This window comes from Bradyrhizobium sp. USDA 3240 (genome assembly GCF_054063295.1).
On record NZ_JBSSGD010000002.1, the window covers coordinates 849959 to 862569 of the forward strand.

General features: G+C 65.0%; 15 protein-coding genes. 4 read left to right on the plus strand and 11 right to left on the minus strand.

From position 1 onward, the window contains the following. Positions 1–74: 74 nt before the first annotated feature. On the plus strand, positions 75–620 hold the full coding sequence (locus ACVIGA_RS04690; RefSeq protein ID WP_194460645.1) for a response regulator: 546 nt from the start codon (positions 75–77) through the stop codon (positions 618–620). A gap of 9 nt (positions 621–629) precedes the next feature. Next, positions 630–1208 (plus strand): Hpt domain-containing protein, encoded by a 579-nt coding sequence (locus ACVIGA_RS04695; RefSeq protein WP_456665475.1) that lies wholly within the window; start codon positions 630–632, stop codon positions 1206–1208. 64 nt (positions 1209–1272) lie between these two features. Here the strand turns inward: ACVIGA_RS04695 and ACVIGA_RS04700 are convergent, their stop codons facing one another. The 10 genes from ACVIGA_RS04700 to folE form a co-directional block, all read right to left on the minus strand. After that, positions 1273–2454 carry a DUF2336 domain-containing protein gene (locus ACVIGA_RS04700; protein ID WP_456665476.1) on the minus strand — a complete coding sequence of 394 codons (1182 nt, stop codon included), beginning with the start codon at positions 2452–2454 and terminating at the stop codon, positions 1273–1275. 163 nt (positions 2455–2617) lie between these two features. Then, positions 2618–3622, minus strand: a complete 1005-nt coding sequence (locus ACVIGA_RS04705) for a transglycosylase SLT domain-containing protein (RefSeq protein ID WP_456665477.1) — start codon at positions 3620–3622, stop codon at positions 2618–2620. Between the two features lie 91 nt (positions 3623–3713). After that, positions 3714–4505: a c-type cytochrome gene (locus tag ACVIGA_RS04710; protein WP_456665478.1), complete on the minus strand. Its 792-nt coding sequence runs from the start codon at positions 4503–4505 to the stop codon at positions 3714–3716. Continuing rightward, positions 4502–6127 carry a b(o/a)3-type cytochrome-c oxidase subunit 1 gene (locus ACVIGA_RS04715; RefSeq protein ID WP_456665479.1) on the minus strand — a complete coding sequence of 542 codons (1626 nt, stop codon included), beginning with the start codon at positions 6125–6127 and terminating at the stop codon, positions 4502–4504. Before ACVIGA_RS04715 ends, ACVIGA_RS04710 begins: the two co-directional genes overlap by 4 nt. Further along, positions 6117–6680 carry a cytochrome C oxidase subunit II gene (locus tag ACVIGA_RS04720; protein ID WP_456665480.1) on the minus strand — a complete coding sequence of 188 codons (564 nt, stop codon included), beginning with the start codon at positions 6678–6680 and terminating at the stop codon, positions 6117–6119. Before ACVIGA_RS04720 ends, ACVIGA_RS04715 begins: the two co-directional genes overlap by 11 nt. Continuing rightward, the gene (locus ACVIGA_RS04725) at positions 6680–6859 is read right to left on the minus strand and encodes a hypothetical protein (protein WP_212309828.1); all 180 of its coding nucleotides are present in this window, start codon (positions 6857–6859) and stop codon (positions 6680–6682) included. Before ACVIGA_RS04725 ends, ACVIGA_RS04720 begins: the two co-directional genes overlap by 1 nt. Before the next feature lie 113 nt (positions 6860–6972). Further along, entirely contained in the window at positions 6973–8223 is a 1251-nt protein-coding gene (locus ACVIGA_RS04730; RefSeq protein WP_456665481.1) for a c-type cytochrome, read from the minus strand. A gap of 13 nt (positions 8224–8236) precedes the next feature. Then, a complete protein-coding gene (locus ACVIGA_RS04735) occupies positions 8237–8848 on the minus strand; it encodes a c-type cytochrome (protein WP_456665482.1) in 612 nt (203 codons plus the stop codon). A gap of 203 nt (positions 8849–9051) precedes the next feature. Next, on the minus strand, positions 9052–9480 hold the full coding sequence (hisI, locus tag ACVIGA_RS04740; RefSeq protein ID WP_456665483.1) for a phosphoribosyl-AMP cyclohydrolase: 429 nt from the start codon (positions 9478–9480) through the stop codon (positions 9052–9054). 29 nt (positions 9481–9509) lie between these two features. Next, on the minus strand, positions 9510–10190 hold the full coding sequence (gene folE, locus ACVIGA_RS04745; protein ID WP_456665484.1) for a GTP cyclohydrolase I FolE: 681 nt from the start codon (positions 10188–10190) through the stop codon (positions 9510–9512). A gap of 239 nt (positions 10191–10429) precedes the next feature. Between folE and ACVIGA_RS04750 the strand changes: the two genes are divergently transcribed. Further along, positions 10430–10876 carry an iron-sulfur cluster assembly scaffold protein gene (locus tag ACVIGA_RS04750; protein ID WP_029080129.1) on the plus strand — a complete coding sequence of 149 codons (447 nt, stop codon included), beginning with the start codon at positions 10430–10432 and terminating at the stop codon, positions 10874–10876. Positions 10877–10980: 104 nt separating this feature from the next. Here the strand turns inward: ACVIGA_RS04750 and ACVIGA_RS04755 are convergent, their stop codons facing one another. Further along, on the minus strand, positions 10981–11898 hold the full coding sequence (locus ACVIGA_RS04755) for a hypothetical protein (protein WP_456665485.1): 918 nt from the start codon (positions 11896–11898) through the stop codon (positions 10981–10983). A 303-nt stretch (positions 11899–12201) separates the two neighbouring features. On the opposite strand from ACVIGA_RS04755, the gene yidD reads away from it, so the two are divergent. Beyond that, entirely contained in the window at positions 12202–12495 is a 294-nt protein-coding gene (gene yidD / locus ACVIGA_RS04760) for a membrane protein insertion efficiency factor YidD (protein ID WP_223976499.1), read from the plus strand. Positions 12496–12611 lie beyond the last annotated feature (116 nt).

Sequence of the window (12611 nt, forward strand, 5' to 3'; positions counted from 1 at the left end):
ATTAACTCCGGGCGGGATATGGTTAACGTCGGGTAATACCGCATTGGCCCGGTATGCCCGATCGGGACCGGACCATGTATCGCATCGACTTCAACAAGCTGCGATTTTTGATTTGCGACGACAATCCGCACATGCGCCGCATCCTGCGGACGCTGCTGCATTCGTTCGGCGCGCGCGAGGTGTATGAGGCCGAGGACGGCGCCACCGCGCTCGAAATGTACACCCATTACGTGCCCGACATCGTCATCACCGACTGGTCGATGCCGATCTTCGACGGGCTCGAGCTCGCGCAGATGATCCGGCAGCCGGAATCCAAGGGCAATCCCTACGCGCCGATCATCATGCTGACCGGCCATTCCGAGAAGCGCCGCGTCACCGTGGCGCGCGATGCCGGCGTCACCGAATTCCTGGCCAAGCCGATCTCGGCCAAGGGCCTCTACCAGCGCATCATGAACGTGGTCGCCAATCCGCGTCCGTTCATCAAGACAAAGACCTATTTCGGCCCCGACCGCCGCCGCAACACCACCAACACCTATATCGGCCCCGAACGCCGCGGCAGCGGCGAGGTCGAAATCCTGCAACAGCCGTCGCTGCTCGAGAAGGCGCGCTCGAGCATTTAGGATATCGCCATGGCGAAAGACAAACCCGGGACGATCGAGGTCAAGAGCTTCGGCACCCACCATGTCATCACGCAGCCGAACCCGCTGCGCAAGGTGCTGCTGCGCGTGCCCGAGAGCGATCTCGACGATCCGGTCGGCCGCGCCGAAAAGGCGCTCGCCGGGCTGTCGGGCGAGTTCAAGGAGTGGATGACGATCGAGGCCGACCGCCTCTCCGCCGCGCACGCCACGGTGCAACGCGAGGGCTTCAACGACAAGACGCGCGAGGAGCTGTTCCGCGCCGCGCACGACATCAAGGGCGATGCCGCAACATTCGGTTATCCCTCGGCGGCGGCGGCGGCCGAGAGCCTGTGCCGGATCATCGAGCACGCGCCTGATCTCGCCACGGTGCCGCAGCAGCTGATTGCGCACCACATCAATGCCGTGCAGGCGATCGTGCAGAACCGCACCAAGCTCGACACCGCGGTCGTGGCCGGCGTGCTCAGCAAGCAGCTCCGCGGCATCGCCGATGAGTTCCTGACCCACGCCAACCGCGACCGCCCCGAGCATCTCGAGGCCATCCTCGCGCCGAGCATCGCACCCAGCGAATAGCAGCGCGCCGCGGCGGCGGCGGCGGCCACGGTTTCAATCTTCGTCAATATGGGAAACGCGGCCTTCAGGCCGCGATCAGATCGTCATCGTAAGGCAGCACCGCGACCGCGTCTTCCGCGGCGAGATCCTCGCAGAACATGCGCGCATCCTCGCGGGCCGATTCGGTCGCAAAGCGGCGCAGCAGGATCAGCAGCGGCTCGGCGGCCGAATGGTCGGTCTCGCAATGGGTCAGCACACGCTCGACCATGCGGCGATGCAGCCGCGCCGCACCGTCGCCGCTGTCGACATAGCCGACCTCGTGGCTGGCCTCGAGCGCGACGCGGAACGCAGCGTAGGTGGATTCAGGCAGGCCGGCGCGCCGCAGCAGCGCCTGCAGGCCGTTGCCGCCACGGTCGTTCAACAGCGCGGAAACCCGGCCATAGGGCAGCCCGGACAACTCGGCGAGCGCGGCTCCGAACAAATCGAGATTGCCCGACAGCAGCGCCCGCAGGATCAGCCCGGCGGTGAGCTGGCCGGTGGCGCGCAGATGCGTGATCAGGTTCTGCATGTCGTCGCCGAAGGCACGCGCGGCGATGTTCACCGTGGAGCGCTCCTTCGCCTCGCCGGCGATGCGGTCGGCGCGATCGGCGCCGAGCCAGTTTCGCGCCACGACGAACTGCGCCAGCGTGTCGGAGAGCTTTGCGACCAGCGCGAGCCGCGTCGCGGACGGCAAATCTTCCAGCTGCAGCATCGATTCCCGGATCGCGGCGAGATGGCCGTGGCGCTCGACGATGCGGTCCCAGGAGAACGGCGCAAGCCCGGCGTAGGGATTCTCGATCAGCTCGAGCGCGGCCGCCGCCGAGCCGACCTCGGCAATCGCCGCGGCGACCGAGGCCGGCAGATTGGCGCGGCGCGCGATCGCGCACTGCATCTCGTCGGAGCCGGTCGCGACGATGTCGACCAGGTCGGCATCGATCAAGAGCGGTGAATGCTCCAGCACCGGCAGCGCGATCGACGGCTGATCGGCCGACAACGCCTGCACGATCGTAGCCGGCGCCTCCGCGCTGTATGCAAACACCTCGGTCATCGCCTGCCGCACCAGCGGCGACGGGTCGTCGAGCAGCATCAGCAGCGCGCCCTCGGCTGCGATGCGGTCGTCCTCGGTGAGATCCGAAATGAGCCAGGCGCGGGCCAACGCCCGTGTCGCCTCTGCCCGCTCGCCTGCTGGAGCGGTCCTAATCCAACTAATGAACTGCCGAACGATCATGGTCCTGCCGGCTTACGCAACGAGACGGCATCGACATACGACGCCACTACAAGAAAAAATAAACCATGACGCTTAACAAAGGGTTCACCATAAACGTTTGGGATTATTGACGTTTCGTTAATACGACCACGGCGCAGGGTTTCGCGCGTGCAGCAAGACGGCGCTAGCCGCTGCTGTAGGTGCCGTTCGGGTCGCTGAACAGATCAAGCCGCCCGGGCGCGCGGACCTTTGGCGTCGCGGATGCGGTGAGCGAGCCGGAATTGCCCCACAGCTCCTGCACCGCGGGCGAGATCGGCTCCGCACGGTCGCCGCCCTGGTAGAGCGAGCGGAAGGCCGGCGCCGGCTGTGCCGATGCGACGGCGGAGGTCGCACCGGCCGATGAGGCCGCGCGGACATTCGGGAAGGTCGAAAGATAGGACGCGGTGTCCATGGTCAGCGCCTGTGTCGGCGCAGCGCTTGCGATCGCATTGGGGCTCATGGTGCCGCCGCCCGCCGCGGCAAACGCCGTGCGCGTGTCGCTTGAATTCGCAGCCGCGGCGTAGCGTGTGGTCAACACCGAATAGACCTGGCTGACGCTGCGCGCGCTGCCCGACTTGTCATAGAAGATCGACTGGTTGGCGGCCGCCGCCTTCGGAAACATCGCAGCCGCATTGGCGCTCGGACTGTCCTCGGCGCTCGAAATCAGCTTGCCGGCGCCGCCGACGCCCATGAAATGCGCCATATAGAGCTCGGCATCGGTCGGACGACGGCCGAGCGTGCCGGTGAGCTTGAAGCTGTTGGATTGCGTCAGCACCGCCGCCATCGAGGATGCCGCATCGGGATCGTCGCGCAGCTTCATGACCGCGCTCCGCGCGGAGGGATCGCTGACCGAATAGCTGCCGTCGGAATTCTTGGTGATGGCGTCGGCATACTGGCCGTAGCCGAGCTGGCTTCCGGCCTCCTTGACGGTGCCGAGCCAAGTCTGGTCGATGAACTGATAGAGTCCATGCGCCGACGAGGTCGTGGCGCCGGCCCGCGGATTGAAATTGGACTCCATCTTCGCGGTCGTGAGCAGATATTCGAAGCTCGTGCCGGTGGTCGCGGCCGCCTGCTTGATCGAACCGGCGACCTTCAGGCGTGAAGCATCGACACCTGCCGAAGCCGTCGCATTGAAGAGGTCGACCGCCATCTATCGGGTGCCTTGCCGGGCGCCGGCAATCGGCACCCATGTCCATTCAACTTGCCGTAATTATGGTTAACGGCACGTTAAGACTTCCGGCTCAGGGCTGGGCCTCGTAGTAGTGCGCAACCTGGTCGATCTCCTCGGGCGTCATCCGTCGGGCGATGTTGCGCATCTGCTGGCTGATGTCGTTGCGGCGGGCCCCGGATGCAAAGGCCTCGAGCTGCGCCTTGATGTAGACCGCCGACTGGCCGCCGAGCCAGGGGCTTCCCGGCTTGTTGTCGATATCCCCGTGGCAGGAGCCGCAAGGCGGGATGTTGCGCATCGGGGCGCCCGTCACCACGACCGCCGGCGCGGCACGCCCGGTATCCAGATTGTCCGAAGGCACCCGCGGCAAATAGGCGTAATAGGCCGCAACATCCTTCATGTCCTGATCGCTCATCGCCGCCGCGAACGGGCTCATCACCACGCTGACCCGCGCGCCGGTCTTGAAGTCGTTGAGCTCCTTGTACGTCACCGCGACAAACTGCCCGGCGAGGTTGGGCGAATGGGCATCGCTGACGCCCTGCGGTCCGTGGCAGATCGCGCAACGCTGCGCCAGCGTCGCGCCCCGCCCGATCGAGACCTGATCGACCTTGGTCAGCATCTCCGACGTCATGACGACATTGGAGGTCTTGAAATCCGGCTTGACGCCGGCCTCCTGCACGGCGGCACGCGGCACGCCGGCTGCGCTGCAGATCGCGTCCCAGACGCCTGCAAGCTTGAGGTTGGGTTGCGCCAACGGCAACCAGATCAGGCCCGCGATGGCCGACAGCACGGCAATGGCGGCCGTGACGCCGACGCTGATGCCGAACCACGGATTGCGCGGGGAGAACAGCGGCTGATCACTCATCGGCCTGCTCCGACATAGACCGCAGGCACGCTGGTCTCCTTCAGCGCCATCAGTTGCGCAATCGGGAAGCCATAGTTCACCACGGTGAGACCGACCATCAATGCGAGCCAGAGACCGAACGAGTTGAGCGCGACCGGAATCCGCGTCGGCATGTGCAGTGGCACCGCGAAGCGATATGCACCCGCCTCGCCTCGCGCGCCGAATTGCCCGCGGATCAGCACCAGCAGGAACAGCAGGCCCGACAGCAGCAGGATGAAGCCGCCGATCGCCGACATCGCAACGGAGAAGGCCTGCGGCGAGATCGCCGGGTTGGCATAGTCATAATACGCCATGCGGCGCGGCATGCCGAGAATGCCGACATAGTGCCATGGGAAGGTGGTCACGATCATGCCGATGAACCACAGCCAAAGCTGCGTCCGCATCAGGCCGAAACTGTCCAGCGCCCGCCCGGTCAGATGCGGCCACAGATCATAAGCGATGGCAAAATACATGATCACGATGGCGCCACCGAAGATCAGGTGGAAATGGCCGGTGATCCACTGCGTGTTGTGCACGGCGGCATCGAGCTGATAGCTCATGTTGATCAGCCCGCCGGCGCCGCCGAAGCCGAGCATGACCAGCGACAGTGCCGTCGCCAGCATGATCGGATTGGACCATGGCAGCGCACCGATCCAGCCGAATGCACCACGGCCGCCGCGCAGGCGGCTGGCGATCTCCGCCGACGCGCAGATCGTGAACACCGTGAGCAGGGTCGGCAGCGCGACGAGGCCGGTGAACACCGAATGCATGAACTTGAATCCGGCGCCGACCTGCGGGTCGGCAAACAGATGGTGCACGCCGATCGGCATCGCCACCACGACGAACAGGATGAACGAAATCCGCGCCATCGCGTCGCTAAAGAGCCGGCCGCCGATCGCGCGCGGGAAGATCGTGTAGTAGGCGATGTAGGTCGGGATCAGCCAGAAATAGACGATGGCGTGCAGGGTCCACGAGAAGAAGACGCGCGCCAGCCCCGCATCGATCGTGGACTTGAGCCCGAGCGCCACAGGCAGGATCTGGAACAGGATTTCCAGCGCCGCACCGACCGCGGTCCAGCCCCAGAGCAACGAGCCTGCGACATTGGCGTACATCGCAAGCGGCACCGGCTTGCCCGGGTTCTCGCGCTTCCAGATCACGAAATTGGTCACCATCAGCGCGACCCAGATCCATGAGCCGACCACGACCATGACGACGCCGATGTAATAGAAGGGATTGCCGACCATCGGCGGATAGAAGGTGTAGAGCACCGAGGCGAGCCCGAGCGACACCGGGATCATCGCGACAACGGCGCCGACGGCGACCAGGAAGAAGCCGGCCCAGGCCCAACGCCGTCCAATCAGCGCCTTCTCCAGCGAGGCTTCGGTGATCGCGTAGCCGAAGCCCATCGCGATCAGCGTCGGGAATACATAGCCCATCGCCGAGCCGTGCGCGGTGACCGAGCGATAGTAGAACTCCGGGTTGAAATGCCAGGCATTCAACGGGCTGCGCACGAACATCTGCCAGGCGCCGAGCACCAGCGCGACGCCGAACACGATGAAGGCGAGCCAGAAATGCGCCGCTATCAGCCGTCTGTTAGTCAACACAGGTCAGCCTCCGCTTCGCTGCGGCCATGTCGCGGAACGCGGCCTTGTCGATCACCTTGACCTTGCCCCACATGCCCTGGTGGCCGATGCCGCAGAATTCCTGGCATGGCATCACGTGATCGCCCGGCGCCTTGAAGCGCACCGGCAGCGCCGTGACGTAGCCCGGCACCAGCATCGTGTTGATGTTGGTGCCCTCGATCAGGAATCCGTGGACGACATCGGCGCTGGTGACGCGGAACGTGATCGGGGTCTCCGCCGGCACCACAACGCATTGCGGCGTGAAGGAATATTGCTGGCCGATGGCGCGCACGGTGACCGAGCCGTCGGCCTCCATTTCGCTGCCGAGATTGCTCTCGATGAATTCGCCGGACAGATGCAACGTCTTGGGATCGGCGGTTTCGACCCGGCCCTGCGGCATCGTCGCCTGATGAATGCCGATATAGGCCGCCATGCCGACCAGTAGGCCGACAATCGCGATCGACAGCGTCGCCCAGCGCCGCTCGATCCGTGCGGCAACCGCTTCGCCGAGGCTATGGTCCGTCTCGGTCGCCATCAGGGAGCGCTCCGCGGCAGGAAGACGAGCAGATAGAACGCAAACCACAAGCCGACCACGATGGCCGTCGCAACGCCTGCGACCGCGACCGCGCCGCTCGGGCCCGCGCGAACGATGGTCTCGACGGCCTCGTCTTCCGAGACGGATGCAGGCGGTTGCGGCGAAGATGAGTTGATCATGACCGCGTTCCCCTAGAGCGCGATGGGATCAGGTTGAATCGTCATCACGCCCTGGCTCCTTGTTTGAGCATGATCTCTTCGGAAAACCGCTTCGCACTTTTCCGGATCATGCTTTAGTTCAGCGTTGCTGCACGCAATTCGTTGGCCTGCCGCGCCGACACCGGTTCGCCGCGGTTACCCCACGCCGTTCGAATGTAGGTCACAACCGCCGCGACCTCGTCGTCCGACAGCTTCTGCGCGAACGGCGGCATACCGTGGGGCATCGGATTGCCTGATGTGCCCGGCGGATAGCCGCCATTGAGCACCATGCGGATGGGGTTGACGGCGGAAACCATCTGGATCGACAGGTTGCCGGCGAGCGGCGGATAGTCCGGCGGCATGCCCTGCCCGGTCGTGCCATGGCAGCTCGCGCATTCACGGTCATAGATCGGCTTGCCGAAGGAGAGCAGCAGGCTGCTCTCGGCCGACGGCAGCGGCGTCGACGGCTTCTCAGGTGAACCGCGCTGCGCAAGGCCCTTCAGATAGACCGCCATCGCGCGCACGTCGTCGTCATTGAGATATTGCAGGCTGTTGTAGACGACCTCGGCCATCGGCCCGTACACGGCGCCCTTGGCGGAGACGCCCTTGCGCAGATAGTCGACGATCTCCTCGATCGTCCAATCGCCGAGGCCCGTCTCCTTGTTCGAGGTCAAGGAGGGCGCGTACCAGTTCTGCATCGGGATCAGGCCGCCCTCGAAGGCCTGCGATTGCGAGCTGCCGCCGAGCGCGTTGATCGGGGTATGGCACATGCCGCAATGGCCGAGCCCTTCGACCAGATAGGCGCCCCGGTTCCACTCGACGGACTTGCCCGGATCCGGCTTGAACTCGCCTTCCCTGAAGAACAGCGTGCGCCAGCCGAGAATCAGCGAGCGGTTGTTGAACGGGAATGTCAGCTCGTGCGGCTTGTTGAGCTGCCTGACCGGCGGCACGGTGCGCAAATAGGCGTAGATCGCGTCGCTGTCCTCGCGCGTCACCTGGGTGTAGGAGGCGAACGGCATCGCCGGATAGACCAGGCCGCCGTCGGGGAAGCGGCCATTGTGCATCATCCGGTAGAACTGATCCGACGTCCACGTGCCGATCCCGGTCTGCGAGTCGGGGGTGATGTTCGACGTGTAGAGCGTGCCGAACGGCGTCTTCATCGGAAGGCCGCCGGCGAAGGTCTTGCCTTCGCGCGCCGTGTGGCAGGCGATGCAATCGCCTGCGCGCGCAAGATACTCGCCCTTGGCGACGACCGCCGGATCGGCCGCCGTCTGCTGCGCGCGTGACGCGACAGGCGCGAATGCGAGCATCAATCCGACCAGCAGTCCTGTCGAGGTTCGCGACATCTGCACCATCCCTTCAGTGCGGTTCGCTGCCGCATTCCAGCGGCATCGGCAGGCTGCCTCGCGGCGCAAAGGACGGATCGGCCGGCGCTGGGCGCGACGACAAATAGGCAGCCACCGCCTTGACGTCGTCCTCCGTCAGCAGGCCCGCGACGACCTGCATGCAATCGGGGGCGAGCGCGGTCCGCGTGCCGTACCGCCAGCCGCCGAGTTGTCCGCTGATATAGGCCGCGCGCAGGCCAAGCAGGCCGGGAATGCCGGGCTCCATGCCACCCAGTGCCGGACCATGACAGGCCGAACAGGGCGGAATGCCGTGCTGCGGATCGCCGTTCTGCACGATCGCTTCGCCGCGCGCCAGGATCTCCTTGCTGTCGACCGGCGGGACCGGCGGCGGAAATGCCGGCCGGAGCGACGCGAAATACTCGGCGATCTTCTTCAGGTAATCGTCGGTCTGAAATTCCAGCAGGAAGTTCATCGGCGGATATTTCCGCCGGCCATCCCTGAACGCGATCAGCTGGTTGTAGAGGTAGCCGGCCGGCTTGCCGGCAAGGCGCGGAAAATAGACGTCGTTGGTGCCCTCGCCTTCGGCGCCGTGACAAGGCGCGCAGGCGAGGACGCGCGCGGCCATCGTATCGGGCGCACGCTCGGTCGTTTGCGATCGCGCTGCGCAGATCGGCCACACAGCGCAGGCAAGAAACCCAAGAAGCGGTATCAGGCGATGCGCCACAGTTCACCCCCGGTGACGACGATGCGCAACGGCTTGCGCATGGCGTAACAGGAGGCCACGAAGTACACGACTTCGACGCGTTGTACTTGATTCAGATCAATGATCTATTTGCGATAGACCTGTGCCGGATCGAACAGCCGCCCGGCGTCGACAAAGGCCAGGCTGACATTGCCGCCCTCGTCCTTCACGGCGCGATAGAAGCAGGAACGCCGCCCGGTGTGGCAGGCCGCGCCGATCTGCTCGACCTTGATCCACACCGCGTCCTGATCGCAATCCATCCGGATCTCGATCACGCGCTGGGTCTGGCCCGAGCTCTCGCCCTTGCGCCACAGCGCATTGCGCGAGCGGCTGAAGTACCAGCCTTCGCCGGTCGCGATCGTCTTGCGCAGGGCTTCGTCGTTCATATGCGCGACCATCAGCACGTCGCCGGTCGCGGCATCGGTCGCGACGCAGGTCACAAGACCTGCCGCATCGAATTTGGGCTGGAAGGCCAGCCCTTCTTCGCGGTCGTGATCGTGGGTCGATGCGGACACGGAAACCCTCGCTTAAAGAAAATGCGAGGTTACCGGCTCGGTCCTCGCACCAGGGACAGGAAGCGCTGCTGCTCCGCCGGATTGTCGCGGAACATGCCGGTGAAGCGGCTGGTGAAGGTCGAGGCGCCATGCTTGGCGACACCGCGCACCGACATACAGGTATGCTCCGCCTCGATCAGCACCGCAACGCCACGGGGCTTCAGCACCTCGTCGATCGCGGCCGCGACCTGCGCGGTGAGATGCTCCTGGGTCTGCAGGCGGCGGGCGAAGATATCGGTCAGCCGCGCCAGCTTGGAGAGACCCACGACGCGCTCGACCGGCGTGTAAGCGATATGCGCCTTGCCGTAGAACGGCATCATGTGATGCTCGCACTGCGACGTGAATTCGATATCGCGGACCAGGACGAAATCGTCGTAGCCGGCGGTCTCGCCGAAGGTGCGGTTCAGCACTTCGGCCGGGCACTGATGATAGCCCTGATAGAGTTCGTCATAGGCCTCGACGACGCGGCGCGGCGTGTCGAGCAGGCCCTCGCGGCCGGTGTTCTCGCCGATATAGGCAAGCAGCGTCTTGACGGCGTCCTCGGCCTCCGCCCGCGACGGGCGCGGCTGGTCGGCACGGACGGCTGCCGCCAGGAATTCTGAAGGGTCGAGCTCGCTGGCCTTAGCATCGGCCGGCTTGTTGGGGCGAATCGGCTTGATCAAGGCGTCCATGTCTTCTCCGTTCGACCGGCCAGGCATTTGCCTTTGGGCCGGATGTGTCACCGGGCAGACGGGGCGGATCGTCGAACCGCCGGGCGCCTGAGTCCCATCTTTGTAGCACCGCCGCAGCGCAAGTGGCCCGCGGTGGAAGCATAGCCGGGCTATGTTTCGGACGATGCCGTTCATATATAGGACGGTGAGACCCAGCCGCCAAGAGCGCCCGGCACCGCCGGAACCAGGCATCTGCCCCCATGCTGAACGACATTTATAACAAGCGGATCATTGAGTTGGCCGGAAATATTCCGCGCCTCGGACGGCTGGCCGAGCCGGACGCCAGTGCCACGGCCCACTCGAAATTGTGCGGTTCGACCGTGAAAGTCGACCTCAAGATGGACGGCCCGGTCGTGACGGACTTCGCCCATGACGTGAAGGCGTGCGCGCTCGGCCAGGCTTCCTCCTCGATCATGGCAAGCCATGTGGTGGGGTCGACCGCGGACGAACTGCGCGAATTGCGCGAGACCGTCCGCAAGATGCTGAAGGAAAACGGCCAGCCTCCGCAGGGCGGCAAATGGGCGGACATCGCGCTGCTCGAGCCGGTGCGCGACTACAAGGCCCGCCATGCCTCGACGCTACTGACCTTCGACGCCGTGGTCGATGCGATCGGCCAGATCGAGGCCAAGGCAAAGCAGCCGGCGTAAGATTCCATGTCAGGTCTTTCCGGGGCGATGCGCAGCATCGAACCCGGAATCTCGGGGTTCCGGGTCCGCTTGCGCGTCCCGGAACGACGCGGCAATTTGCGTTCTTACTGCGAAGGCTGGACCGGCGCCGGCGCTGCGGTGCCGCCGGTCGGCACCACGGCCTCGGCGGTCTTGGTCGCCTTCGCGGCTTGCGGCAGCGCCTCACCTTCCATCGCGCTGCTCGCGAAGCGATCGCCGTTCTTCGGCTTCGCCTCGGCGACTGGAATAGCGTTGTCCTGCCGCGGCAGCACGTCGGCGACTGCATCCGTCGTGACGAGATTGGTCAGCCGCAATTCGGCCGCCGACAATTCGTGCAAATCTTCCCACGGCGGCACGCTGAGTGCGAGCGACAACAGCTCACCCGCGCCACCCATATCGAAAGTGTATTTGGCGAGACGGCCGATATCGCGCTCGACGATCATCAGGTCCTGCGCGGTGTAGCTGGCCGCCTTGGCGTCATCGGCGCGGTCGCCCATCCAGATCTGATGCACCCGGATGTGCGCGGCCGGTGGCACATAACGCGCCTTGCCCGACAACAGCAGGAACACGCACATCGACTCGCAATAGGCATCCGGCAGCACGCTGGCGCGATCGCCCTGCGCGGCCTGATTGACGACGCTGGTGCCGACCGTGGTCAGTGCGCCGAGACCGCGGAAGCGGCGGCCGAGCGCGATCGCGTCGTTGACCGAGCCGCCGCTGGAGTCGAGCACGATGGTGGCGCCGTTGAGCTGGCGGCTGCGCGCGAACTCGTCGAATTCCTTGGGGCTGTCGGCCGTGATGATGCCGACCGCCGACACCCAGCCGCGGCAATTCGGCTGGCAGGCGATCCAGCTGAACTTCATCGGCAGCTTGCGTTCTTCGAGGGTCGAGCTGGTCTGCGTGGAGTTACCCGCCCATGCGGCGGTGCCGGAAACCGCGAAGCAAAGGGCAACGGCGCCGGTGAGCACCCAACTGCGCAACGAAAGCGAGTTCACGAGCCTCAATTTGGTTCCTTCCCCCAAGCCCTCGGTGGTGATGCGAGCGGTGGCAATGGCCCCATGGCGATGCGCCACGAATCTGTCATCGGCGCGTAATGGGAACGGTAGCGTTGCTGACCTGGACCGTCCATAGAGCCTGTGCTGCAGCGCCACCGGTGCTGTGCAATAGTGGCCAACTGTGGCGCAAATATCTGCAATTGAACAGTTCCTTCGCTTGGAACCCCCGCAAGATTACGTACATACTTGCGTATGTCGCCGACCGATCATTCAACGACACACCATCCGCGATGCACGGACTGTGCCAGCACCATGCGCCGCATGCCGCGCAATTTCGGGCGCGCCCTGATCTGGATCTACCGGCACACGCTGTCGCCGCTGGTCGGCTACAACTGCCGGCATTTGCCGACCTGCTCGGTCTACGGCGATGAGGCGATCGAGCGCTTCGGACTATGGGCCGGGGGATGGATGACGCTGGCAAGATTGCTGCGCTGCCAGCCCTGGGGAACCTCCGGCATCGATAATGTCCCGCAGACAAGGCCGCTTGGGGCACACTGGTATCTGCCCTGGCGCTACGGTCGCTGGCGCGGCGTCAACGAGGGTTGACGCGGCGTCAACGACGCCTGATCAATTGCTGCGGCGCTTCCAAGCGCGGCGTGCATAGCTGTTCCGGCGGAACTGTGGCGATGCTTGGCGTATTGTTTCGTTGCCCGCATGGGATC

What these genes read in the sequence shown, in the direction of transcription:
- ACVIGA_RS04700 (WP_456665476.1), bottom strand. Translation starts at nt 2,454, where the DNA reads ATGATCGTTCGGCAGTTCATTAGTTGGATTAGGACCGCTCCAGCAGGC.
- ACVIGA_RS04735 (WP_456665482.1), bottom strand. Translation starts at nt 8,848, where the DNA reads ATGGCCGCGCGCGTCCTCGCCTGCGCGCCTTGTCACGGCGCCGAAGGC.
- ACVIGA_RS04695 (WP_456665475.1), top strand. Translation starts at nt 630, where the DNA reads ATGGCGAAAGACAAACCCGGGACGATCGAGGTCAAGAGCTTCGGCACC.
- yidD (WP_223976499.1), top strand. Translation starts at nt 12,202, where the DNA reads ATGCGCCGCATGCCGCGCAATTTCGGGCGCGCCCTGATCTGGATCTAC.
- ACVIGA_RS04725 (WP_212309828.1), bottom strand. Translation starts at nt 6,859, where the DNA reads ATGATCAACTCATCTTCGCCGCAACCGCCTGCATCCGTCTCGGAAGAC.
- ACVIGA_RS04705 (WP_456665477.1), bottom strand. Translation starts at nt 3,622, where the DNA reads ATGGCGGTCGACCTCTTCAATGCGACGGCTTCGGCAGGTGTCGATGCT.
- ACVIGA_RS04720 (WP_456665480.1), bottom strand. Translation starts at nt 6,680, where the DNA reads ATGGCGACCGAGACGGACCATAGCCTCGGCGAAGCGGTTGCCGCACGG.
- ACVIGA_RS04750 (WP_029080129.1), top strand. Translation starts at nt 10,430, where the DNA reads ATGCTGAACGACATTTATAACAAGCGGATCATTGAGTTGGCCGGAAAT.
- ACVIGA_RS04710 (WP_456665478.1), bottom strand. Translation starts at nt 4,505, where the DNA reads ATGAGTGATCAGCCGCTGTTCTCCCCGCGCAATCCGTGGTTCGGCATC.
- folE (WP_456665484.1), bottom strand. Translation starts at nt 10,190, where the DNA reads ATGGACGCCTTGATCAAGCCGATTCGCCCCAACAAGCCGGCCGATGCT.
- ACVIGA_RS04690 (WP_194460645.1), top strand. Translation starts at nt 75, where the DNA reads ATGTATCGCATCGACTTCAACAAGCTGCGATTTTTGATTTGCGACGAC.
- ACVIGA_RS04730 (WP_456665481.1), bottom strand. Translation starts at nt 8,223, where the DNA reads ATGTCGCGAACCTCGACAGGACTGCTGGTCGGATTGATGCTCGCATTC.